Source organism: Pseudonocardia sp. MH-G8 (genome assembly GCF_002262885.1).
Taxonomy (GTDB): Bacteria; Actinomycetota; Actinomycetes; order Mycobacteriales; family Pseudonocardiaceae; genus Pseudonocardia.
Genome location: NZ_NKYF01000002.1, coordinates 167,391 through 194,044, shown reverse-complemented (window position 1 = coordinate 194,044; position 26,654 = coordinate 167,391). Strand labels below are relative to the sequence as shown.

General features: G+C 75.7%; 1 protein-coding gene (only partly in view). It reads left to right on the top strand.

Features of this window, described 5'->3' with window-relative positions; translation table 11 throughout:
• Positions 1-26,654 carry the 3' portion of a DUF4781 domain-containing protein gene (locus CFP66_RS07935; protein ID WP_143517167.1) on the top strand. It extends 11,230 nt beyond the left edge of the window, so the window shows 26,654 of its 37,884 coding nt (coding positions 11,231-37,884); its start codon lies off the left edge, out of view; it ends in the stop codon at positions 26,652-26,654.

The window sequence follows — 26,654 nt, the reverse complement described above, 5'->3', positions numbered from 1 at the left end:
CCCCTGCCGCCCCTGCCGCGCGGCCGGGCGAACCAGCGGCGTCGGCGCCCCCCGCCGTACCTCGGGAAGGAGCGAGTGACGGCGGTCGGGTCGGTCGGTCCGTCACGGCGCTCGCCGACCGCTTCGCCGCAGCCGCGGCGAAAGCCGCTGATCTCGCCGCCCGCGGGGCGAAGTCCGTGGCCGGCGCAGGGTCGGTGACCAGCCGCGTGCAGCGGATCATGGGCGAGAACAAGATGATGTCCGTCGAGGATGTCGTCACCGCCTTGAAGGACCCGAACATCCAGGACGCCGGGCAGCTGCGTGACGCGCTGGCTGCGGAGGGCGGCCTGTCACGGTCCTTCGGCGAGGGAGGCCTCCAGATCCTCGGCGAGGGCGGCACCGCCGCCGTTCGTCTCGACGACGGCGCCCATGTCGGCACCCAGATGCGCTACGAGGGTGAATCCCGACCCGGCCACGCCGACGAGCAGCACAACGGGATGGAGCGGCAGCGCCAGGGCGGGAATCGCCAGACCGGCGCCTCCCCGAGCGATCTGCCGGCCGCCCTGACCGGCGGCGGCACGCCGCCCCGCCCTGAGCCGGCGGCGCCGCCGTCGAGGAAGCCGGTCGTCCCACCGGACAGCGCCGCCACGGGTGGCCGGGCGACGCAGCAGTCGGGCGGGAACGGCGGCGTCGACCAGGCCGCGGCGACCGGGCAGCCCGGCATGAAGCCGGCACCCGAGCACGTCACCCCGGCCACCACCGGGTCCGCCGCCGGCGACAGATTGCTCGTCTCACCCAAGCGAGGGCCTCCGGGCGCCGGTAGGTACGACCTCTACACCGTGCGGACCGTCGAGCACGGCACCGGCAAGCCGACCACCGTGCGCAAGCACGACGTGAAGGCCTCCGCGGTGCACGGCGCGCCGGCCGGCCGCAAGAGCGGCCCGGGCCCGCACGGCAAGCGCGATCCGGCACCGACCGTGAGCGAGTTCAACCACGGCCAGGTCAGCTCCGGCTGGGTGCGACGGCTCGCTGCCAAGACCAGGAAGCTGACGGCTGCCGTCGCCGTGACCGCGGTCGCGGGTGGGCTCTACCAGCTCCCGCTCGTCGAGCGGGCCGGCACGCCGACACGTCCTGCGGGGCAGGTACGCCAGGTCGATGCGTCGTCGCACCGGGCACTCGGCGAGCAGCCGGGCGCCCGCGTCGGTGACATCGCGGGCCAGAAGTCCCACACCGCGCCCACGGTCGAGCGGACCGGGGGCAACCGCACTGATCCCGCTGCCGCGGCGGCCCGACCCCATGCACAGCCGAAGACGAACCTGGAGAAGGAGGCGCCCGCCCCGACCGACACGCAGCTGGTAGCGCCCGCGTACCGCACACCCGCCTACGACTGGCGCTGGCTGCGCGAGTTCGGCACGCATCCCGACCAGAGGGTCGACACCACCCGCACCGTCTACACGGGCGAGTCGTACCGCCACCGGGCGGTCTTGGTGCCGTTCCTCCGGAAGACCGTGAACGACGGGCCGATGATCGAGCGCGGCGCGGTCTGGCGGTCCGGTGGCGCATTCGACCACCGCGACCACGTCGGGCGGCTCGAGCGCGCGCTGCGGCCTGCGCACGTCTCCGCACCGCACTGGTGGTTGATCAAGCGCCTCGGGCAGGAGAAGGGTGCATGGCGCCAGCACGTGGCCGGCAAGAGGGCGGAGTCCAGGCAACGCCAGGCCGAGGCCGCCCGCGACGCCGCGATCGTCGAGGCGCAGCACGAGTACGAGTACTGGTCCGACCTCGCCGACGCCTACCGGCACGAGGCCGATCAGATCCGCGATGCGACCGCCGGGCAGCAGCGGTCCCTGCAGCTTCCGCCGCTCAAGCGCGACAGGAGCCGCTGGCAGTCGAGCCTGACCGGGCAGCAGAACGAGGACCGGACCACGACGTCGCAGACGCGGCGGAGTGGACGCGCGCAAGCCGAGCGGGCCGCCGCTCTCGAGCAGGAGTGGCGCGCCCGCGCCGCGCTGGCGCGCGCCAAGGCTGCCGAGTACCGAGCCGTGCTCGACGAGCACGCCGCCCACGTCGATGGCGCACGGCAACGCCATGAGCTGCGTCAGGCCAGGAAGGCCTACGCCGACGCATCACACGCGCTGACCAACGCCGACCAGCGCCACCGGGTGGCCCAGCGCGAGCTCGAGCAAGCCCGGAAGGCGCTCGAGGGAGCCGAGGAGGCCTATCAGGCGCTCGAGCGATCCGAGCGCGCAGGCGACCCGCGTGACGTCGAGAGAGCTGCCCGCGTCCTCGCCGCGGTCGAGCGGCTCGAGCGTGTCCTCGACAAGGCTGCGAAGAAGGCCGAGAAGGCTCGCGTCAGGGTTGCGCAGCTGCGGGCCGAGACCGCGAAGGCCCATCAGCGCTTCGCCGATCTCCAGGCCTCGGACCCGCAGCGCGCCGAGGTGGACCGGGCGCGGGCGGGCCTGCGGGCCGCCATCAGGATTCACCAGCTCGCGATGCGCGCACACCGCCGTGCTGCGGTGTCGGCGGGACCGCCCGCGGTGCGGAAGGACCCCAGCACCGAGCGAGCGGCTCGGGCCGAGCTCCGGCAGGCCCGCGCAGCCCAGGCCGGCGCGGCGAAGGCGGTCCGGCGAGCCGCCGAGCGGCTCGAACGAGCGGAGGCCGAGACCGGCCACCGGTGGTCCCCGTCCCCGTCCGCGCAGCGCGCGCGGTTGCGCGCAGCCCTGCTCCTCGATTGGTGGCGGACGAACGACCTCCCCGTCCGTGCCCTCGACGGCCTCTCCGAACTGCTCGACCGAGCGGTCGACGACCGTGCGCCGCGCCACGTCCGGCGGCTGGCGGTCGAGCTCGTCGACCTGATGCGGGCAGCCTGGCGGTCCGAGGAGCTCGGCGCGCGTGCCATCCGGGATCTGGCCGACCGCCACGGGCTCGACTGGGACGAGAACACCCGCACGCGGCTGCTCACGGCGCTGCGCCGCTTGAGCGCCACCGCGCCCCAGCACTGGCCGGGCCGCGAGCCGCGCAGCCCTGGCACCGGATGGTGGGCGCAGACCCCGGCTCGCACCGCGCGCGTGCCGGTCCTGCTCCAGGCGATGGGCATGGGCCTGCTGGCAGGCGGCGTCGCCGTGCTGGCCCTGGCCGGCCTGATCACACAGCTGGCGACCGCGGCCGCCGTGGGCGTCGCCCTCGTCGCGCTCCACCGGCTCCACGCCGCCAGCCCGATCCGAGGGCCGCCGAGCCGGCGGCTCATCCTCTTCGCGGTGTCCGCGCCCGGCGTGCTCCTGGCCATCGGGCTCGCGGTGCCGGGCGCGATCGTCCCGGCAGCGGCTGCCCTCGGCGCCAACCTGCTGGTTGCGGTTCTCGCCGTCGCCACCTGGCCGTCGGTATCCTCCGCCGGCACGCGTTCTGCCGGACTGCCCGGTCCGCGTCGCGGGCAGATCGCGGACGAGCCCACCACCCGCATCGGCACCGGCGCGCCGCTGCGCCGCGGCGGCGGAGACCTCACCGGTCGGAGGCGCGGGAAGCTGGCGCGTTGGCTGGCCAGGCAGCGGGGCGCCACCGTGGTCGTACCGGTGGAGGTGCGCGGCGCGGACGGCACGGCGGTGGGTGTGCTGCGGCTGCTGCCGGTGCGCGGGATGTCGGCGTGGGTGGCGCGCAGGCTCTGGGTCCACGACCTGGTCGCGTTCGCGTGGGTGGGCAGCAGCGAGCAGCTGGTCGCGATGGACGCCAAGCTGGTCGAGCGGATCCAGCGGATCAGGGACGTCATCGTCGAGGCGCGCCACAGGGGCCACCACGGTCGGGCCCGGGAGCTGCAGGGCCCGCTGGACGGCTGGCTGTTCGACGTCTTCCAGCACGAGGAGCTGCACTTCGCACACCCGGACGCGCGCCACGGCGACCCCGTGTTCGACGGTCACCGCGATGTCCGGCACCACCTGCTGGAACAGGCGGAGAAGACCGCGAAGCGCCTGGACCGGATGATGTCGTCCCCGGCGCCGCCGACCCGGCGGAGCGCTGCGGCGTTGCCGGGTCCGGTGCGGGCACGGGCGATGCAGCGGGCGACCGAGGTGTGGAAGCGGCTGCGCGAGGGCCGGGCTGGTGCCGGTGACCGCGGTACGGAACTGCTGCACAGAGGGCTCCGGTTCCTGTCCGGAGCGGCTGCCGGCGCCGGGATCTGGATCGCGGTGGCCGGTTCGGGAGCGCTGACCGCGTGGGGCGGCGCGACCCTGGCGGCGGGCTGGGTGCTGGTCGGGGTCGGTTCGTGGCGTACGCCCGTGAACCCCCGTGCACCGCCGTGGCTGCGGGCCACGGCAGAAGCAGCGGCGGCTCGGTTGGGCCACGCGCGGGAGTGGTGGAAGAAGCGGCTGGTCTGGGAGCACCGCCTCTACGTGACGGGGCTGCAGTACGCCGTCCTGTGGATGGTGAACAAGCACCTCGCCGCGGCCATGGCGATCACCCAGCTGCTCCACTTCAAGCGCGGGCCCAAGGCCCCGAAGGTCTGGCTCAAGCGGGAGCAGGGCGAGCTGGGACCGCGCGGACTGGCGCAGCGGAGGGCTGCGGTCACGGCCTGGTGGGAGCGTGCTCGCGAGTACCTCCGCAAGCTGCGGTACAACCGGGCGTTCACCGGGGGCCTGCCGTGGTACTTCCCCTCCGTCGGCCCGGAGATCGACACCGGGCTGTTCGGCGCCGGGGTGAAGCTCAGCGCCGGCAACCTCGGTGCGCTGAGCGTGCTCGACCTCGTCGACGTCTCCGACGGGACGCTGAAGCGGCCGCGCACGGCGGGCACGTTCTGGTTCGTGCGGGCGTCGGTGCAGGTCTACGTGCTGGGCTTGTTCCGGGTCGACTTCTTCGTGATCGCGTTCATCGTGCCGGGCAAGCAGATCGAGCGCGTCGTCGCGCCGCCGAGGCTGGTCGGGTGGCAGCGGTTCAACCTGCTGCTGCGGATGCGCAACTGGTTCGCGGTGCACGGCTGGAGCCCGTTCACGTGGCGGCCGTTCGAGTTCCTGACCCAGGTCCAGCCCGGCATCGGCATCGGTCCTCGCAACGCGATGTTGCCGAACTTCGTCGAGGGGCGCTCCTCGCTGCAGAAGATCGTCGGTGATGGCGGGAAGAAGGACGTGGTCGTGGCCTCGCGGCCCGCGCAGTGGCTGGGTGAGCAGGTCACGGCCGCGGGCGAGCTGGCGCACCGGTACTGGGCGGGTCTGCCGTCGCGGGTGCGCCGGGCCGCCGAGGCGTTGTGGAGCAAGGTCTTGTGGCGCCGGAGCCTGGCGGAGCGACGCGCCCGCGCCCAGGCCGGGGTGCAGCGGCGAGTGCTGCGCCTGTACGACGCGACGATCCCGCGCCAGCAGGCCCGGCTGCCCCGCGTCGAGCGGCAGTTGCGCGAGGTGAACGCGCTGATCGCGGCGATGATGACGCGCGACGTCGATCCGCTGCCCGTCACCGGCGAATGGGTCAACCCGCTGACGTGGCTGTTGTGGCGCAGGGCGCAGCTGCTCGAACACCGGGCCGCGCTCGTGGCGAACCTGGCGGCCCGCCGCGCGACCGAGGAGGGGCCCGGAACGGCCTCCCCGTCCACCCCTGCCCTGCCGTCACCGCGGGTCGACGTGCCGCCGGTGACCGAAGGTTCCGGCGTCACCCGCTCGGGCACGCTGCCCCGGGACGGCCAGGACGCGAAGGGGCGACTCGGGTTCGACTTCGACGGCGTGGCGGGTCGCACCGACCCGGGCCACCAGGACAACCAGAACTTCGACGCGATGGCGGCGGCGCGGGCGGCGAACGGGCGAATCGTCGCGGTGGTCGCCGACCAGCAGGGCAGCAACGCGCTCGGAACCCCGGCGTCGCAGGCGGCGGTGACCGCGGCGATGGAGGCGGCGCTCGCGCAGGACCCGGCCGCGTCCGGGCAGGACGTCGCGCGAGCCGCGTACGCCGCAGCGCAGCAGGCGATCGCGAGAGGCGGCCTCACCACCACCTTCCTGCTGGTGGTGGCCACCCCGACCACCCGGGGCACCGTGCAGCTCGCCTTCGTGTGGGTGGGTGACAGCCGCGGGTACCTCGTCGGGTCCGGTGGGCGCACCGAGCAGGTCACCCGCGACCACACGTGGAGCGAGGTGCACCACGACGAGGTCGAGGCGACCCCGAACCCGGTCCAGTACATCAACCGCTGGCTGGGCCGCGACGCCGCGTTCGAGCCCGGGGTGGAGGTGCGGGAGGTCAGCGAGGCCGTCACGGTCGTCCTGGCCACCGACGAGCTGCACGACTTCTTCCCGGCCGCCGATGACCTGGGCGCCGTGGTGTCCGCGGCGTCCGGCTCGGGCCCGGCGGCCGACGCCCTCATCGATACGGCTACCGGCCGCGGAGGCGCCGGGAACAAGACGGCTGTCGTCATCCGTCTCGGGCCGGCCGGGACCACGACGGGGACCACAGCGCGGGGCAGCGCCGTCCCGTCGGGCGGCGCCGGCACGTCCGCGCCGCGTCGCGACTCCGGCTCCGTTCGACCGGGGGTGGTGGGCGCGGTGTCGCTCGTCGGCGCGGTTGTCGGCGCGGTCCACCTGTTCGGGGGTACGGGTCCCGCGGTGCTGGTGGCCGCCGCGGTGGGCGCTGTCGCCGTGGCGGTCGCGATCGCGCGCGGGGTGGCCGGGCTGCGGGGATCGCGGCTCCGGGGGAGCGTGCACCCGCGGGCACCGCCGGCGCTGCGGTGGTCGGGACGCATCGCCACGGTGCTGGTTCCGGTGCTGGCCGGTCAGCTGTTCGGGGCGGACACCGCTGCCGGCGTCACGGCGGGTGCCGTGTCGAACGCCGCGTCGTGGGTGCCCGGTATCGGCACGGCCACCGTGGTGCTGGTCGCGGTCGCGGTGTACGGCCCGGCGCTGGCGGGGTCGCGCTGGGGCGCGGCGGTGCGCACCAGGTCCCCCGACTGGGGGCCGGTGTGGCAGGGCGCGGTCTCGGCGCTGCGGATGGTGTGGTCGCCGCCCGCCTACGTGCGGGAGCTGTGGGACCGGTCGAGCACGCCGGCGGGGCCCACGGTGTCCGTCCAGCGTGAGTGGCGGCTCTACCCGACCTGGTTCCAGGAGTGGATCGGCCCGGTGGGCGGGTACGCGTACCAGCTGCTGCACCTGAAGCTGAAGCGCCAGGACCCGGCAGAACGGCGGACGCTGCGCGCCCGGCTCCGCGCGGCGCTGTGGAACCGGGCCTTCGTCGTGGGGACCCAGCAGCTGGTCTCGATCGTCGTGCCGTTGCCCTTCCAGCTCTGGAACGGCCTTGTCCGGATGAACCTCAAGTTCAGCGGTGGCAACTACGGGTACGGCTCGGTGCTCGACCTCGCCGAGGGTGCGAAGCGCGCACCGAAGAAGAAGAACCGGCTCCTGGGCCTGTTCCTGCTGGGCCGTGCCGAGCTGCAGGCGGTGGTGGCGCACCTGTTCCGGATCTCGGTCTTCACCGTCGCGTTCTACGTGCCGGGCAAGAAGATGGTGGTCGGGGCGTCCCCGCCGGTCGTGGTCGGGTTCCACCCTGTCCGCCGTCTCGCGCACTGGGTGGTGTCGCAGGACTGGTCGGTGCGGGCGTGGCGGTTCGCCAACCACGTCGCGCAGCTCCACCTCGGGCTCGGCATCGGCCCGGCCGCAGCGGCGCTGCCGAACTTCCTCGAACTGCGCGTGTCCCTGCTCAAGGTCGGCGTGGAGGCGTTCGGCAGGAAGGCGGAGGTCACCCCGCTCACGCTCGTGCGGTGGCTGTTCAGCGCGGTGACGTGGCCCGCCCGACTGCTGTTCCGCGCGGTCGGTGGACGGCTGCCGGAGCAGTCGCGCGCGTGGATCGGGCAGCTGCGGGAGCGGGTGGCGAACGCGCGGACCGAGCGCGCCGAGCGGGTGGAGCTGCGGCTGAAGCGGCGCGTGCTCGCCCGGCTCGAGGCGGAGATGTACCGACAGCAAGCGCAGCTCGCAGCGGTCGACGGGGAGCTGGCGCGCCTCCACGTCGCCCACGCCCGCCACGCGCGCGTCCGCCTGCCCTGGTACTCGGGAATCCTCATCGCGGGCGGGGTTCCGCACACCCGCGGCGACCTGCTGGCCGCGCGGCGCGGGCACCTGCACGCGGTGCGGAGCCGGTTGAACGACGCGATCCTGGCCAACGGCCAGCGCCGCGACCTGATCCTGGAGTCGAACCCCGTCCTGCGCGCCGAGCTCGACGGGAGCTCCGGTCGGCGCCGGCTCGCGGGGGCCGCGCAGGTCGTGGCCGTGCACGGAGCGGGAGCGGCCACCGCGGCCGGCGACGTGGGCAGGCGCAACGGCGACACGTGGCGGGCGGGTACCGCGCGGGGCCGGGTGCTCGGTGTGCTCGCCGACCAGCAGGGGAGCGCGCACGCCGGCGGTTCGGCCGCGCACCGGGCGGCCGAGGCCGGTTTCGCCGCCGCGGCCCACCAGCCACGCTCGGGCGCCCAGGAAGACGTCGCCCGAGCGGCGTTCGACGCCGCGGCCGCCGCGACCACACCGCTTTCGGGTGCGGTCACCGCGGAGACCACCACCTTCCTCGCCGCCGTGGTCGAGCCCCAGGCCGGTCACGGCGCCCGGATCGTGCTGATCGGGGTGGGGGACAGCCGGGCCTACCTGGTCCACGCCGACGGGACCGTGCGGCAGCTGACCTCCGACGACAACCTCGCCACCCGCCACAGCGCCGAGACCCAGGTGGCGTGGGACCCGACCTCGGTGGCCACCCGGGTGCTCGGCCAGAACCCCGCGCCCGCGGCGGCGACCACGACGGTCACCGTCGCCGGTCCCGCCCTGCTGGTGCTGGTCACCGACGGGGTGTCCGATCCCTTCCGCCGGCCCGAGGACCTCGCCGCCGTGCTCGATGTGCCCGCGGCCATGCACGACCCGGCCTCGGGCGCCCGCCGGTTGGTCGATGCCGCGGCGGCGGCCGGCTCCCTCGACGACCGGACCGCCGTGGTCATCCCCGTCCACGGCCCGGGAACCGGCAGCGGGTCGGACGGGTCGACGATCAGCCCGGCCGCGCCGGGGTCCAGCTCCCGCGAAGGCGGCACCCGGCCCGCGGGCACGGGTACGGGTACCACCCGGGCGCGCGGCGACACCGGCGCGGTCGAGGTCCGGACCGCGGTGGCGCTCGGCGCCGCAGCGTTGGTGGGCCTGTTCGCCGTCACCGCGGGTCCGTTGGCCGCGGTGGTCGCCGCCGGGGCGGTGGCCGTGCTGACGGCGGGCGTGGTGGTGTCCCGAAACCTGGACCGGCTGATCAGGATCGGACGTTGGCGCGCTCTGCTGCGCAACGGGGCCCGCAGCTTGCGGGCGGCGTGGCTGGAAGCCGGCTCGGCGCTGCGGTTCGCGTGGTCGCCGCACGTGTCGCCGCGCGCGACCGGTCTCACGGCAGCGGATTTCGTGCACGCGTACCTGCAGCTGGCGGCGGAGCGGTGGCGGGCGGCGAACCTCGCCCGCCTCCTGCCCCACCTGGTCCTGCAGGTCGGCTCGATGCTCGCGCTCGGAGCCGGCGTCTGGGTGGTGCACTCGGCGGCGTCCGCGCCGGACGTGGCTCGCGGCGCCCTCATCGCGCTCAGCGCGTTGCTCGTCGGGGCCGGGACGTGGGCGGCGCCGATCGGGTTCGGCGGCCCGCCCTCCCAGCAGCTCGTACGGGTGGTGCTGCTCGGTGTGGCAGGTCTGGCCGTCGCGGTTCCGGTGGCGGCCGCGGAGCAGCTGTTCCCCGACCAGGCGAGCAACGCCGCGTTCGCGCTGCGCGGCGGGCTGAACCTGCTGTCGCCACTGGGCGGGTGGCTGGGCGTGCTCGTGGCGGTGCCGCTGCTGGGCTCGTTCGTGGTGAACCTGCTGTCGCTGGTCCCGGCCACGGCGTCCTCCGGGTCCGGTCTCGACGCCTGGACGTCGGGCCTGTACACGGCGACCGTCGCGATGTTCGGGCTCTCGGTCGTCACCGCGACCGCTCTCCGGGTGCGCCGCCTCGGGGAGCGGCTCAACCGGAGCACGGGGTGGTTGGTGACCTGGGTGGCGTTCCCGATCACCTCGAACGTCGGCAACGCGCTGCTCATGTTCCAGAACGGGTGGGTGGCGTACGACCCGGTGATGCTGGCGGCCACGGTGGTGCTCACGGTGGCGTTCGCCTACAACAGCGTGCTGGGCATCGTGGAGGCGACGCGGCCGGGCCGGTTCGGGGGCACCTACCTGCGGGTGATGGGGGCGGCGGGCAACGTGAGCCTGGTGCTCTGGGGAGTGCTGGCGTTGTGGCCGCGGCAGTGGCCGCTGGTGGTGACGGCGGTCGCGCTGTCGGGCCTCGTCGTCGGTGCGATGCTCGGGGTGTCGCGGTTCGAGCAGTGGCGGGCCCGGCTGACCCACAGCCCTCCTGCGGGCCGGCCCGGTGCCCGGTCGTCGTTCGTGGCGGTGGGGTCCGGGCTGGTGCTGGTCGGGGCGGGAGTCGGCCTCGTCCTCGCGCTCGATCCGGCCGCGGCGACCACCGTCACCGCGATCTCCGGATGGGCCGCGGCCACCGCGTTGTGGGTGCTGCACCGGCTCACCCCGCACCTGGGTGGCAGCACCGCGCCCCGCACAGCGATCCACCGCTGGACCGGCGGTGCCGCGGTGGCCGGGTTGTCCACGCTGGTCTGGCAGACGCGCCGGCTGCTCGCGGTCCCGCTGGCTTGGCTCGGCAACCGCTTCCTGGTCTGGCGGCTGGAGGGCCGCCGTCCCAGGGCGAACGCGAAGGTCGCCGATCTGGCGGACCTGCGAGCGGGGAACCCGCCCCGGTCCGCCAGGGTCGAGAGGGCGTCGGGGCGTTCCGCGTCCGATCTGCTGCGGGCGGTCTTCACACCGGCCGACGGGCAGTTCATGGCGACGCACCCCCTCGCACCCGGCGTGGTGTTGCAGGGCAACCACCGCCGCCGCGATCTGCTGCAGCGCGCAGCGGACCCCGACGACGTCGAGATCACGTGGGACACGCCGATCTTCGTCAACGACGCCTCGACGATGTGGCGCGACCTGTTCGTCGCCGTCCGGCAGTGGGCGCGCGGCCTCAGGACGTCGGGCGACGGGGACGGGTCGGGTGAGCTGGACGGCGGCGCGCTGGCCAAGGGGCCTTCTCTCACAAGGGAGGAGACGGCGCTGGTCCGTACGGCGCTGGTGTCGATGTGGCGGCGCGCGGTGGCGGCGAGGCTGCGTGCGGGCCGCCCGCCGCTGAGCCGGGGCCCCGTGAGCGCGGGCCTGCGTCCCCAGGAGGACTTCTTCGTCCCCCGCGGGGAGCAGCTGATCCGAGAGCTGCAGGAGCTCGAGGTCGCGCCGGCACGTGCGGTCGACCTCGCCGAGCGACTGATCGCGTTCGGGTTCAGCGACCGGGACGTTCGGACCGGCGAGGTCATCGGCGTGATCACGGTGCTGGAGCACCGGTTGGCGGAGATCGAACGGGACGCAGGGCTGCTCGCCGATGTGGTCGAGCACGAGCGAGGCCACTTCGACCTGGAGGGCAAGGGGGTGCGGTGGGGCGCGCACGACACGCGCGCGCACGAGGTCGAGAACCGGTCGATCCACCGAAGGCTGACGGGGGGCGGGAGGACGAAGGCCTCGCTGGACGAAGCCGTGGTACAGCAGGTCCTGGCGCGGCCGCTGAACGTACCGGCCGTCGGAGCCGGCCGTGCCGAGGCCGACCCGACCGGGCGGCCAGGCGCGGCGAGCGCTGACTCGGATGCCGGGCGGATGGCCACAGCTCTGCGGCGATCGCTGTCGCGCCTGGTCCTGCGGGCCGTGGTGGTGGCCGGCGGGGCCGCGATCGGTGTTCTGGTCGGGCTCGCCGCACCGGCTGCTGCGGTGACCTCCGCGGCGGGTGCCCCGACGGCGGGCGGCGGTCTCGTGATGTGGGTCGTTGCGGGGGTGGCGGCGGCCGTTGCCGTGGCGTCGCTGCGCTGGCGCGCCTCGGTCAAGCGGAAGCGGGCGTGGGCGGCGAGGGAGACCGCGTGGGACGCGATCGCGTCCGCCGGGCCGCTCGGCGTCCCCGGAGAGACGGGTGTTGCGCCACTGCAGGTGCTTCAGCGGGCGTTGGGCGAGCTGCCGGGCGTGCCGGGGCGCCGTGGTGAGGGCCCGGGGCTCGCCCTGCTGTCGGCCGAGCTGGCGGCGCTCGGAGAGTTCGTCGACGCCGGTCTGTTCCGGATCGAACGCGCCCCGCAGGGGCAGGTGCTCGCTGCGGGCGAGGTGTTCGGGCAGCTGTGGGAGGCGGCGCCGGCGACCCTGCGGGCGGCGATGGCGCGGGACCTCGCGGCAGTCGTCGGTGACGATGACCTCTCCCGGCGTTCGTCCGTCGAGGTGGCCGCGGCCGTGCGCGAGGTGCTGCGCGAGGCGATCTGGGACCGGGCCGAGGCGCGGACCGGGCCGTTGTCCGGGCTGCCGCGACGCGCGCATGGCGACCGCGCCGGGGTGAAGCGACTGTTCGCGCCGGTGCGGAGGGTGAGCCGGAAGATCGACGGGACGGCCGCGGAGCTGCGCGAGATGCGGGGCCTGCCCGCGGCGGTCGAGGGTATGACGGATCGCTTGGTCGCTGCGGGTCGAGCACGGGGGGAGGCGCTCAGGCGCTTCCTCGCGGCCGATCGTGCGGCGGATTCGGCCCCTCGTGATCTGGGTCGGGCCGCTGCGCGGGCGGTGGCGCGCCGGCAGCTGCTGCGGGCCGAGCGCGTGCACACGAGGCTGCTGCGCAGGGTGCCGCCGCGCCTGCGCGACGTCGGTCCGTACCGGCTGCCTGCTCGCCTGTCGGGCGAGGTCCGGGAGTTGGAACGGGTCATGTCCGCCGCGCAGGAGGCCGAGCGGGCATCGGCGCTCGCGGCGTCCGACGCGGCCGCTGCCGCCGGGTACCCGCGCCGGCAGGTGGCGCGGGCCCGGGAGGTGGCCGTGCTCGGTCGGGCGCGGTTCATCGCCCCGCTGGCCGGGTTGATGGGGGCCTTCCCCGGTCAGGCGGCGGGCGCGCCCGGGATCTCCTCGACGGCGTTCGCCGAGAACTACGACCGGTCGCCGTCCTGGGTGCTCGGGCAGTCAGCGGCGAGCACGTCCGCGTCCGCGGGCGTCGGGCTCGCGGCCGGCCTGCTGGGCGACCGGCTGATCAAGAACATGGTGCCGGTGCTCGTCATGGGGCTCGCGGGCTCGGCGGCGCTGGTGGCGCTCGGATCGTCGACGGCAGCGGTGCTGTTCATGCCGCTGGTGTTCGTGGTGGGTGCGATGGGCACGGCCGGCGGCCTGGTGCGCGGACGGATGGACCGCTACCACCCGGTGGCGCGGGAGCTCAAGGACGCCCGGGACGCGCGTTACGAGACCGCCTTCAAGGCCGCGCAGTTCGTGTTGCCGGTGGCGATCGGGCAGGGCATGGCCGTGGTCGGGATCCAGGCCACGATGCTCGCGCTGTCGGTGCTGGCCGCGGCGTTGACGCTGGCCGTGTGGGTGCTGATGCGCGGTGAGGGCAGGGGAGCGCAGCCGCGGGCTCCGCCGTCGGTGTGGTCGTCGATCGTGGGAGGCGTGCGGCAGCTGGCCGGCACGCCGCACGGGCCGGCACGGGCGCTGCTGTCGATTCCGCTGCTCACAGCCCTGACCGGGCTGTACGCCACCGCCCTCGGCGGGACGATGGTCGACCAGCTGGTGCTGCTCAACGACCCGACGCACGCGGTGTTCGCGACCACGGCGCTCGCGGTCAGCGTGTTGATCACGGTGCGCGGGGTGGCGACCATGCTCACCGGGCCGGCCTGGGTCCGGCTCAAGGTCCTCCTGGGCAGCCGCGGGGCGATCGCCGCGATGCTGGGCCGGGACGTGCCGGCTGCGCCGGTCAGCGAGGCCCGGGTGCTCCGCGGGGTCACGCTGCTGCCGGTCGTGCTCGCGGCCCCGGCGGTCTGGCTCCTGCTCGCCCCGGGGCTGTGGCCGTTCGGAGCGCTGCTGACCGTGGGCGGTGTCCTGTCCTCCTGGGCGCGAATGCCGTTGAACCGGTGGGTGGAGGGCGCGACCGGGGCCTCGTTCAACAACACCGCGAAGGCCGCCACGATCGCGCTGGGCGTCGCGGTCTCCGCCGCCCTGCTGGGCGACTACTCCACGCTGGTCGGCGACCGCGTCGCGGCCGGGCTCCCCTACGGCGACCTCGTCGCGGCCGGGAACCTGCGGCTGGCCCTGTTGGTGATCCCGGTCGTCGTCATTCCGGCCGTGGCGGCCCACCTCATCGCCACGCTGCGGGTGGGGACCCTGGACGAGCTGCGCGCGGCGCTCGAAGATGCCGGCGTCGACGGAGCCACCGCGGGCACGATCGGGGCGAAGCTGTCCGCCCGAGGTCTGAACGACATCGGCTCGGCACGGGCGCTGTTCCTCGAGACGGGGTGGACCCCGCGGTGGGGGAGCGACCGGCGCCTCGCCGCCCGCGCAGCGCGGCGAGCGTCGGTCGAGCTCACCGAGGACGAGCACGCGTACCTGATCAGCGCGTTGGAGAGCGTCGGACCTGCGGCCCGGCCCCAGCGCCCCGGCTCCGGGCCCGGGCAGCCACACCGGCTCCGTCGCGCGGCGTCCGGCCTGGTCACCGCCGTGTTCACGCAGGTGCGCGAGCGGATCGGCGCCCGTACGACGACCGCCCAGAACGCGGTGATGCACGGGCGCAACCGGGCACCGGTCCGCGCCGTCGCCGCGGCCGTGGCACTGGTCGTCGCGCTGGTCACGACGGCCCTGCCCGGGGCCGGCGTGGGACCGGCGGTGGTCAGACCGCCGGCCGCGACCCGGAGCCACGGTGCGCCGCGCCGCGGTCCCGGTCCCGGCGACCCGGGGCGACCGGGCGGGCGCGGGTCCCGCAACCGGGTGGTCGGCCTCGACGACGGAGCGCCCTCGCCGTCGTTGCGCAGCGAGATCGAACGTACGCTCCCGGAGCTCGAACGCCAGGGCGCGTTGTACGACGCCGAGATGGACGGGCAAGGCGGGCGGCCCCGGGACGGCCTCGCCCCGGTGTGGGTGCTCTCCGAGGAGGGGTGGCGTTCAGCGATGTCACCCGCCGAGCGGCGGGCGTGGACCGACGTGCTGGCCTTCGGCTGGCACGAGCGCGGTGTCGTGGTCATCACCGAGGCGATGCTCGAGGAGCTCGTGGCGCACGAGGTCCACGGCCGGGTGCGTCGCGACTTCCTGACCGACCTGCGCAGGCTCCTCGACGCCGGCGACGAGCGGGCGAGCCGGTTGGGCCGGCGCCTCGCCGCTGCTCGTGTCCTCGGCGTCGACCTGACCGATGACCAGCTCCGCACCGACACCGGCTTGGAGGGCCTCGAGGGATTCGCGTTCGTCCCGGTCCGCGACACCGACGATGCCCCGATCTGGGCGCTCGCCGTTCGGGACGGCACGCTCGAGGTCCACCAACCCGGCGACCACGGGTCCTCGTTCGAGGACGCCCCGGCGGCGAGCGGGTTGAACCGGCTGGTCGCGGTGACCGCCCCGTGGCTGCCGGCGGGGTCGGCGGCGGAGCGACCGGCCGGGGCGCTGGATCTGCTCGCGCGTGCCGCCCTGGCGGCACCGGTCGCGGTGCGGGACACCGTGGTGCCGGCGCCGGCGCCGGCGCCGGCGCCGGTGCCGGTGCCGGTGGCGGACGGCGTGACCGTGCTCGTGCGGGTGACGCGGGTGCGGTTCGACGAGCCCGTGGCGACGATGCCGTGGCACGGGGGCGCGCAGACCCGGGAGCTGGAGCTGGTGACGAACGAGTCGTCGCCGGGCCGGCACCGGGTCGTGGGCTTCTACCCCGTGCCCGAGGGGGCCCCGGGCGGGCTGCTGGAACACCCGGACCGGGCCGCCGAAGCCCGGCGCAGCGTCCTCGAGGAGCGCGGTGAGATCGGCCAGAGCCTGGGCACCGCTTACGCCGTCGAGGCCGGCACGCCCGAGCAGGGCTCCACCACGGGGCGGGTGCGGTTCACGGTCCACCAGGCGGAGACGGTCACCGCCGAGCACAGCATCGGTGACGAGCCGGTCTCACACGTGCGCACGGTCCCCTTCGAGGCCTACGCCGACCCCGCGGCAGCGCGGCGGGGGCAGCGGCGCCACGTCGAGATGGGGGCCGGGCTCGTCGACCAGACCGTGGACCTCGCGGAGGCGCGCGTGCCGGTGCGCGGGGAGATCGCTGCGCTGCGCGGCGAGCCGGTCGAACCGGGAGATCTGCTGACCGTCATCGGCTACCCGGCAGGCGTGTTCACGGTCACCCAGGGACCGGTGATCGCGGTGAGGGACGGGATGGTCACCGTGCTCGCCATGCTCGTGGCCGGGGTGTCGGGGGCGCCGGCGTTCGACGCCACCGGCCGGGTGGCGATGACCGTGTCGGTCGGGACCCACGGCGAGGTGATGGGTCCGGGGCCGGAGCTGAACTCCCAGTTCGATGCGAAGATCACCACTGCAGAAGCGGTCCCGGTTCCGACATCCGAGCACTGGACCGAGCTCGGGACGTGGGAGCCCGGGGGGATCGAGGACGCGCTGCGGGAGGTGCAGGAGTCTCTCGACGGGCTCGCGGACCGGTTGCGCACCGGATCCGACGTCCGTGAACCCGGATACCTGGACCTGCTGCGCAAGGACGGCGCGCACCTGTTGCAGGTGCAGACGCTGCTGGTGCACGCGCCGCAGAGCGCCCGGTTCCGCGACCTGGCCGCGCAGGTGGCGGCGTTGCAGGTCCGCAGCGACGACCTGTGGCACCTCGGGGTCGCGGCGGAGCGGATCGCTCTCGAGCTCGGGTCCCTGGGACGCGACCTGGACCGGCTGAAGGCCCGTGCGACGTTCGCCGACGGGCACGGCCGGAGCGACGCCGACCACGCCGCACGTCAGCTGCTCGTGGTGTCCGACCTGCTGGCGAGCGAGGCCGTGGCGGGCCGGCTCGCGGCGCTGGCCGAGCGCCACGAGGAGCTCGCCGCCGACTTCGAGGCCCTCCTCCGGAGCAAGCGCGGGTCGGGTGCCGGAGGCGGCCGGCGCAAGCTCCGTGACTTCTTCGGGCGGTGGCGAGGCGGCCCGGGCTCCGATGGCGCCGGAGGTTCGGGCGGGCCGCTCGCGCTCGGTGGCATGTCCGAGAGCCAGGTTCAGCAACTGGTGGAACTGCTGCCCGCACTGGTCGAGCACCTCCGGCCGCTTTCGAGCGAGTTGCCGGGCATGCCGCGGGGACCGCCGGTGCTCGTGCTGGACACCGCGGCGGCGGCGCCGCTGCTCCCGGCCGAGCTGATCGAGGTCCTGGAACGCCTGGTGGCCTTCGGCTGGCGCGACCCGCGCGTGGAGGTGGCAGCGGGCGGCGTCGTCGTCATGACCGAGGCGATGGTGGCCGAGATCCGGGAGCACGTCGCCGCTGGACGGCTGCATGAGGCATGGCTCGCCGAGGTCATCGACCACGAGGTGCGCTTCCACCTCGCCGAGCGCGGTGCGGCGAACCACGACGACCACGCCGCGGCGGTCGCTGCCGCGCTGGTGATCGCCCGGTTGCGCGCGGGCAGGGGCGTGCCCGGCCTGGAGGAGCTGGACAACCGCAAGCCCGAGTCGTTGGAGGAGGAGCTCCGGCGGGTCGTCGCGGGCGCGGACCCGGCACCGGTGAGCGCCGGCAGCCCGCAGGCGGTGTCGCTGCTCGCGTCGTCGCTCGAGCCGTTCCTGGAGGCCACCCGCCCGGTGATCTGGGTGGTACGCCTCGACGGATCGCTGTGGCTGGGCCGGGGCCCGACCACACACGCCGTGCTCGCGGGAGCGGGTGCACCGGTCCTCGCCGCGGGCGAGGTGGTGGCGCAGCTGCGGGGCGCCCGGCTGGTCGGGCTCGGGATCAACGGGTTGAGCGGGCACTACACGCTGGGTGTCCGGGCCCCGGACGACCCGGTGGTACTGGCGATCGGGCGGTCGGCGTTCGCCCGGCACGGGGTGACCTTCCCCGCGGACCCGACGGTGGCCGAGCACAGCGACCGCAAGATCGCGGGGAAGTTCCCGCACCACGGCGACGCGCTCCTGCGCCACCACGAGGTGGTGGCCGCGGCGATCGACTTCTCTGCGCAGGCCGCGGAGCAGCGGGCCGAACGGCTCGCCGGGGAGCTCGACGAGCTCGTCGAGCGCGTGGAGGCGGAGCTCGAGCGCATCATGAGCGACGCCGGTCTGCGGGAGCTCGGGATGCTGCTCGTGCAGATCCACTCCGCCGCGGACGAGCTCGACGATCCGTTGCGGGTGGCCGCGCTGCGGTCGTGGTTGCGGCTCGTCGAGAGCACCGAGACGCGCTACCGCGCGGCGGTCCGGCAAGGCGCGGCTGTGACCGACGCGCTCTTCCTCGACCTCGCGGACCGGGCCCGGCGCTTCGGTGAGCTCGAACCGGAGGAGGTGCTCGCGGAGCTCGACCGGGACCTCCACCTGGTCCGCCGCGAGCACGGCGGTGCGCGGCACGACGGGCACGCCGCGGGGCTCGCCGCGGATCTGCGGGACGCGCGCACCGCCGCTGACCAGGTGGCCGCCGAGCCGAGCGTGAACCTGCTCGACGACGTCGACGTCCTGCTGCCCGGTGGCGACGAACCGCTATACGGTGGGGCGCGCCGGGAGCTGCCGCCGCGCTTCCCCGCGGTGATCGGTGCCGTGCTCGCCCGCGCCCCCGTGGCCGCGGAGATCCCGGCCGGGGCGCCGGAGATCGCATCCCTCACCGGCGGGATGACCGCTCCGGACTTCGCGCGGCACGGGGCGCACGGCGTACGTGCGATCGAGGTCCTCAACGCGCGCCTGCGGATCGCAGGGGTGCGGGGCGAGACCTGGATCTGGGCGCACAGCGACGGCTGGTTGTACGTCGACACCGATGTCCTCGCCGTGCTGCGCGGTGACGACCGGGAAGCGCTGGACGCCGTGCTCGGCGATCCGGAGCTGGTGCTCGCCCGCCTCGGCGGAGGCCCGAGCGCGGCCACCCGCCGCGCTCTGTTCCGGCACGGGCTGACGCGGCTGGCTCGCCCGGAGCTGTCGGAGGCGCAGCTGGGCGGGATCGCGCCGCTGCCGTCGCTGCCGATGCTGTCCGACCCGGGGCTCGACACGGACGGTCCGACCGTGTTCGTGCGCGTCGTGGGCGAGTCGGGGCGCTCGGTGTTGCAGGCGCGCGAGCTCGGCGGGCTGACACCGGCGGTCCTCGACCGGTTCGTGGATGTCGGGTCCGGCGACGGCCGGCCCGGCCAGGCCGATCCGGGCGTGCTGCTGTGGACCGACGGGCCGGCCGGCTACGTGCTGGCCCACCTCGGCGAGGCGGGCGGCCGGGGCCGTGCGCGGCGGGGCCGGATCCACGCGGTGCGGCTCCACCTCGCCGGGGAGACACTGCTGCTCGACGGCACCGTCCTGCCGCGCCCGTCGCGGCGCGTCCTCGCGGCGCTGCCGATGACCGATGGCCTCGTGGTGCTGCGGGTCGAGCACCCGGGGCTCGCGCGGGCGCCGATGGCGCCGCTGGAGCTCGCCCCCCTCCCGAGGCGTGCGATCCCGGTCGTCGTGGCCGCGCGGCCCCGCACGCGAGTGATGGTCCACTTCCTCGAGGGAACCCGCTGGCAGGACACTCACGGGGCGGTCATCACGAGCGGCGCGGTCGCCGCACCGATGGCCGACGGCGCAGGTGTCGCGCTCGCGGCGCTCGCGTGGGACGGCTCCACCGGGGCGGGACTGGTCAGTACCCCTGCCGCGACCGGCGGCCCCTCGCAGCTGGTGGCGCTGCTGCCGGCGGACCCCGGGTACGGCGGCGTCGTGCTGGTCGGGCCGGTGCTGGGCCCGTTGCTGGACGCGGCCGGGGCGATCCCGCCCGCGCCCCGGCCCGCGGCTGTCGACCTGGCTTGGCAGGCGATGCTGACCCGCGCTCCGCGCTTCGAGAACCGGGCGGCGCCCGTGTTCGCGACCGAGCTGCGGGAGGCCACCCACGCCCTGGTGGCTCCGGCTCCGGTCGGGAGCCGCGCCGCCGAGCGGATCATGCTCGGACAGGAGACGGTGATCTGGGCGCTGCGTGGCGACGGCACGCTCTGGGTGGCGCCGCGCACCGTGCACAGCGCCGTGCTCGGCGAGGTGCGCGTCAAGCACCCGGTGGTGGCCGACGGGCGTCCGGTGATCGCCGCAGGGGAGGCACGGTTCACCCGGAGCGCCGCCGGCGCGCTGGGCGGGATCCACCTCGACGTCAACAGCGGGCACTTCCACGGTGACAACAGCGCCGCCGAGAACCGCGGCGTCACCGCCATCGGACGGGCGGCGTTCGCCCGCCACGGGATCGGGTTCCCCGGCGACGGGACGACCGACGACCAGGGGCGGGCCCGCGAGGGCGGGGCGGTGGCGGTGCTGCGCGGCAGCGGTGCGCCGACGCGCCTGACCGACTCCGAGCACGCGCAGGTCGTCCGACTGCTCGCCGAGCTGCGCGGATCGCTGCGGGAGGTGGCACGGGGCGGGCCCGCATACCGGCTCGCCGACCCGGCCGGGACGTGGGGCGGGTACGGGCCGCGGTTGTACGCCGTGCCCGGGCTGAACGCCGGCCTGCCGGGCCGGTTCGCCGTGGTCGAGTTCGTCGCCCCGGATCCGGCCGACCCGGGCCGACTCGCGGTGTTCGTCGACGCCGAGGTGCTGGCCCGGTTGGTCCTGCTGGACGCCGGGCAGCGCGGCCTGCTCGCGGCGCGGGAACGGGCGCGGCTGGACGGGCTGCGCGAGGACGCGGTGCAGGCGATGCCGCTGCCACCGGCTGCGGCGCTGCACGCGCTGGTGCGACCGGAAGCGGGTCGCGCCGTCACGACCGGGCCGCTGGGCGCGGCCGAGCGCCGCAGGCTGGCTCTGGCGTTCGCGCTGCGGCTGGGAGCCGCGCCCGCCGGACGGCCGGGCGGTGCGGTCACGGCGGAGTGGGGCGGCTGGCAGGCGGAGCTGGAGCGGCTCGGGCTCGGACGGATGCGCACCGAGCTGGTCGCCTTGCGCGTGGTCGACGTGCACGGCAGGGCGTGGACGGTGACGTTCCGGCACGTCCGGGCCGAGATCGGGCAGCTGGTGCGGGACCGGCTCCTGGACACGGGCTTCGACGCGCTCGTGACCGCACAGCTCGACGGGCACGGGCGTCGCGACGACGAGCAGCTCGCGCCGGCGGCGATCCGGCTGACCCTCGCGCGCGTCCGGCGTGCGGAGATCGCGCGGGCCGGTCAGCGCGACCGGCCCGAGGGGCGGGCGTCGGCCCTGCGCGCGCTGTTCGCGCTCGTGGCGAGCAACCCGGGGGTGAGCCTGGCCCAGCTGCGGACGACGGTCCTGCCCGCACCGCCCGACCAGGCCCGTGCCGTCGTGGATCGGTTGGTGGAGGCGGGGCTGCTCCGCGTCGGCCGGGCCGGGCCGGGCTACGCGCCCGTGGACGGGGTGCTGCAGCTGCTGGAGCGGGTCGATGCCCGCGCAGGCATGCCCGCCGGACCACGACGCGCGCTCCTGGACGACGTGGCCATGGCGCTGTCGACCCGCCCTGCCCTGTGGGACGCGCGGACCGCCGAGCAGGTGGCCGGGGTCCTGGGCCGGCTGGCCAGGTCGGCAGGCGTCGCGCCTGCCCCGCCCACCTACCTGGACGCGCTGCACGCTCTCGCGGCCACGCCCGCCGGGATCGCCGTCGACACGCCGCTGTCCGAGACCACGGCAGCGCTGCACGCGCTGCGCGGCGCCGGGCTGGTGCAGCTGGCCGGGCGGCGGTCGCCGGTGCACCGGGTAGGGGTGCCGGCCCGCAGGCTGCTCGGTGACCTGGCACACCAGGCGGACATCGAGGACCCGGCCTACCGGCGCGAGCTCACCCGGCTCGCCCTGCTGCTGCGGCAGGTGCCGGGGACCGGCGACGAGGTGGTGGAGCAGCTCGCCGCCGCCGTATCGCGACTGCGGCGGTTCGCCGACAGCCCGCTGCACCCCGATGCGGATCGCGGCGGGCTGTGGGAACCCGGGCCCACCAGCTACGGGGCCGCGCTGCTGGCCGTCCGGGACGACCCAGGAGCGACCGCGGCGGGGCTCGCGGAGGCCCTCGGGGTCCCGCGTGACCTGGCGCAGGCCACGGTGCGGAGGCTGGGCCGGCTGGGTCTGGTCCAGATCACCCACCGCGGGACGGGCGCGGACAGCTACGTCCTGCGCGAGCCGGTCCGCGCACTCCTCGATGTGCTCGCCGACCCCGCGCGGGTCGACGACCCCGCCTACCGCGCCGCCCTCCTCGACGTGGCCGACCTGCTCATGCGCGAGCGGCGGGCGCGACCGCCGCTGGCGACGCTCGCCGGAGCCGTGGCGCGGCTGCGGGCGAACCCGGCGAGCCCCCTCGAGGAGCACGCGCGGATCGACCCGCTCTACGAGCCGCCCGTGGTGAGCTACCTGGACCTGCTGGTCGTGATCGGGGCGGCACCGGGCTCGGGCAACCTCGAGATCGCCGTCGCACTCGGGACGAACCGGCAGTTCGTCGACGCCGCCGCGCTGCACCGGTTGGCGCCGGGACTGGTGACCGTCACCCGGCGCGCGCTGGATTGGGACTACCGCTACCTGGTCGTGGTCCCGCGCGGCTCACGGTGGGCGCCCGAGCCGGACCACGTCCACCCGAGCCGGACGAAGTTCACCTACGAGCTCACCGAGCTCGGCCTGCGGTTCGTCGATGCGCTGCGCCACCCGGATACCGTCGCCGACCCGCTGGACGCGGCGGCCCTGCATCGGGCTGCGGTGCTGCTGCGCCGCAACCCGGGACGCGACCGGTTCGCGATGGACGAGCTGGTGGACGTGATCGCGAGGCTGCTCGATCCGGCGCCCCCCGCGCACCCGGACCGTGCGCGCGGCCTCGAGACGATCGCCGTGCCCTTGCGCGCGACGCTCGACGCCGTCGCCGCAGCGGGTGAGGTCACGACGGCAGCCCTGGCGGGTCCGCAACAGCGCGCGGTGATGATCCGGTTGAGCAGGCTCGCCGCATGGGGCCTGCTCGAGCAGCGCTTCGAGGGCTCGCGGGCGCTGTACCGGCTGCCCGCGCACACCCACCGGTTGCTGCACGACCTCGACCACCGGGTGACGATCCCGGACCGGCGCTACCAGGAGGTGCTCGGCGTCCTCGCCGGGTGGCTCGAGCAGCCCGTCAGCCTGCAGGTCCAACTCGCCGCCACGCGGCGCATCGAGGCTGTGCTGGACGTCCTGCGCGAGCTCGCGGAGAGCCCGCTCCCGCCCTCCGATCACGTGCGCGTGACGGTCCGGTACCTGCTCGAGCTGATCGGGTCGCGGCCCGACGGCGTTCCGATCGGCGATCTCGCGCGCGCCCTGCCCGGCCTGAGCACGATCTCGGTGTTCCGGCGGTTGCGGGCGTTGCACGCGTGGGGCCTCCTCGACCGGTGGTCGGACCCGGCCTCACCCGCGGGGGCGGCCCGCTACCTCTACGCGTTGCCGGAGCACACCCGCAACCTGCTGCGCGACCTGGGCGTGCGCACCGTCCAGCCGGATCCGCACTACCTGGTGCTCCTCGACGAGCTGGGCGACCGGTTCGACCAGCCGCTCGGGCTGCTCGCCCGCTCCGAACGGACGCAGCGCCTCGCCGCCGTGCTCGCCGCGATCCGCGAGCTGCCCTCCGGCGCCCTGCCCGCCGACCCGCTCGCCGGGCGGAGCGAGGGGTCGGTGCGACGCCTGCTCGACGTCCTCGCCGAGGCGGGGGAGGTGTCGGTCGGACAGCTGGCTCGGCTCGTCCCGGACGTGTCGAACGTGGTGCTCGGGCAACGGGTCGCCCTGTTGCACGGCTGGGGGCTGCTGGAGCGCCGGCTCCCCGTGGACGCCGGCCGTCGCCGCTACCTCTACCGCCTGGCCGAACCCACCCGGTCCCTGCTGCGCGACCTCGACTTCCGGCTCGGCCATCCCGACCCGCGCTACGCCGCGGTGCTGGACGAGCTGGCCCGGTTGCTGGAGCTGCCGCTGGGCAGCGAGCAGACGGCCGAGCTCGGTGCGCTCGTCGCCGCGGTGCGGTCCATGCCCCCGGGTGCCCTCCCGCCCAGGCAGGTGGCGCCCATGACGTCCTACCGCGGCCTGCTGGACGCGCTCGCCGCAGCGGGTGACCGGGGGACCGCCGCAGAGGACCTCGCGGCGACGTCACCGGTGCCGGGGATCGTGGCGATGAACCAGCGGCTGCGGCTGCTGCACGCCTGGGGTCTCGTGGAACGCGGCACCCGGGCGGGCCGCACGGTCCACCGCACGCCCGAGCACACGCGGCGGCTCCTCGGCGCGCTGGATGCTGCGGCGGGGCACCCGGGTGAGGACGGTGAACGGCGGCTGCGCGCGCTTGCCGGGCTGCTGGACGCACCCTCCACAGAGCTTGGCCAAGGATCGGTGCAGCGCATCACCGGCGCGCTCGACGCGGTCCGCGCGATGCGCCACGGTCCCCTGCACGCGCAACCCACCGGACCGCGCCTCGACTCCGCGCACGCCGCGCTCCTCACCCTGGAGACACCCGGCGGGGCCACCCTCGGGGAGGTCGCCGCGGTCACCGGCCTCACCGACGAGGTGCTCCAGCGGCAGTTGCACCTCCTGCAGGAGTCGGGGCTGGTGGTGCGCCGCGGCGGTGGTCGCACCGCCCGCTACAGCCTGCCCGGGCCCACCCGGGAGCTGCTGGCCGAGCTGGCACATCCGGAACGGGCGGGCGACCCGGCGCGCCGCAGTGCCGTGGAGCAGCTGGCCGCGGCGCTCGATCGCGCCGCGCTGCGCCGGGAGGAGCTGCGCGAGTCCGTGGACGCGGTCCGCGCCGTCCCGGGCGGACCGCTCGCCGCGATGGGCCGGCCCGTCGCGCCGGACTCGGTGTGGGCCACGCTCGGGGCGGTGGCCGCTGCCGGGCCCGTGAGTGCCGAGGACCTCGCCGAGCGCATCGGTGTCCTGGCGCTGCCTGCACTCCGTCACCGGCTGCACGTGCTCGCCGACTGGGGCCTGCTCGACGCCCGGCGCGGTGCTCGCGCCCGCAAGCTCTACTCGGTCCGGGCGGTCACCCGGCTGCTGCTCGGCGACCTGGCGGCCCCCGTCGTCGTGGCGGACCCGCACCGCCGGGCCACCGTGCAGGCGCTCGCCCCGCTGCTGGCGCTCGACGCCGACCTGGCGCCCGGCTCGCCCTCGACCGAGGCGCTGGCGCGCGCCGTCGCGGGCGTCCTCGAGCGGGATCCGACACCCCAGGTCCCGGTCGACTCCCTGTGGGGCACGCTGCGCGCCCTCGCCGCCGGTGCACCGGCCACCGCCGCAGCCGTCGCGCGGGCCCAGCAGGTCAGCGAGGCAGGGGTCGTCGGCCGGCTCGCCGACCTGGGCCGGTGGGGCCTGGTCGCGCTCGACATCGACTGGGACGGCCCGGGGCGCGCCGCGCAGGTCGTCCACACCCCGACCGCGGCCGGCCTGCGACTGCTCACGCAGCTCGCGGATCCGGCGGCCGTCGAGGACCGCGGCCGCCGTGCCACCGTGGAGGAGCTGGTCGTCCTGCTCTCCGCGCCGACGACCGTCGTCTCGTCGGTCACCCGGGAGGGCGTGCGTGCCGGGGTCGACGCGATCGCCGCGCAGGCCGGGGCGCCACTAGCGCCGCCGGTGCCGCACGCACCGTCCGGTTCGCTGCAGGCGGTGCTCGACCTGCTGGCCGAGGCGCCGGACGGGTGGACGGAGGCCGAGATCGTCCGCCGCACCGCCGTGGACCGGACGGCGGTGCGGCTGCGGCTGGCGGCGTTCCTCGACTGGGGCCTGGTCCAGCGCGAGCCCCGCCGCGGCGCACGCGGCTACCGCTACCGGCTCGCCCCGGCCACGCTCCGGCTCCTCGCCGAGCTCGACCGCCCGGAGACCCACCACGACGAGCGCCGCCCGCTCGCCCTGCTCGCCCTCCGGCTCGCGGGCACCGACCGCCTCGACCCGGTCTCACCGTCGACCGCCCGCACCGCGGAGATCCTCCAATCCGTGCGGGACGTGCCGGACGGCCCGTTGCCCGCCCGCGGCCGTCCGGCACCGTCGAACTCGGTGCGCGCGATGCTCGAGGTACTCGCCCGGAACCCGGACGGGCTCGCGGTCGCCGAGCTCACCGCGGGCCTACCGGGGACGGAGCCCTCCGCCGTGCGGTTGCGGCTGCAGGCCCTGGTCGAGTGGGGATACGTGTGGCAGGCCAGGGATCCCCGACCCGGGGCGAACCCGCGCGACCTCGCCTACCGGTTGCCCGAGGCGACGCAGCGGCTCGTGCAGCTGCTCGCCGCCGTCCCGGTGCAGCCGCAGACCCGCCACCAGCAGGCTCTGCACGACCTCGCCGTCGCGCTCGACACCCCGACCCGCCTGCAACCGGGCCACGCCACCACGACCGCCGTCGCCGCCGCCATCGACACCGTGCGAGGGCTGCCGCGCGGTCCGCTGGCCGCCCGGGTTGTCCCGGCGGCGCCGAACTCGGTACGCGGAACCCTCGATGCCGCCGCCGCCGCGACCGGCGGCGCCACCGCGGCGGAACTCGCCGAGCAGGCCGGCACGACGAAGCCTCCGATGCTCCAGCGGCTACGGGCGCTCGGGCAGCTCGGGCTCCTGCAGCAGCGGCGCGAGCGCGGTCGTGCGGTCCACGTGCTCGCGCCCGGTACCCGGGCCCTGCTCGCTGCGCTCGATGACGCGCCCCTGCACCCGAGCACCCCGCCCGAGCGGGCGCTGCGGAGGCTCGCCTCGGCGGTGAACCGCCCGGCGAGCCTCACCCCCGGCACCGCCTCCCACGCCGAGGTGACCGCCGCACTGGCTGCCGTCCGTGAGCATTGA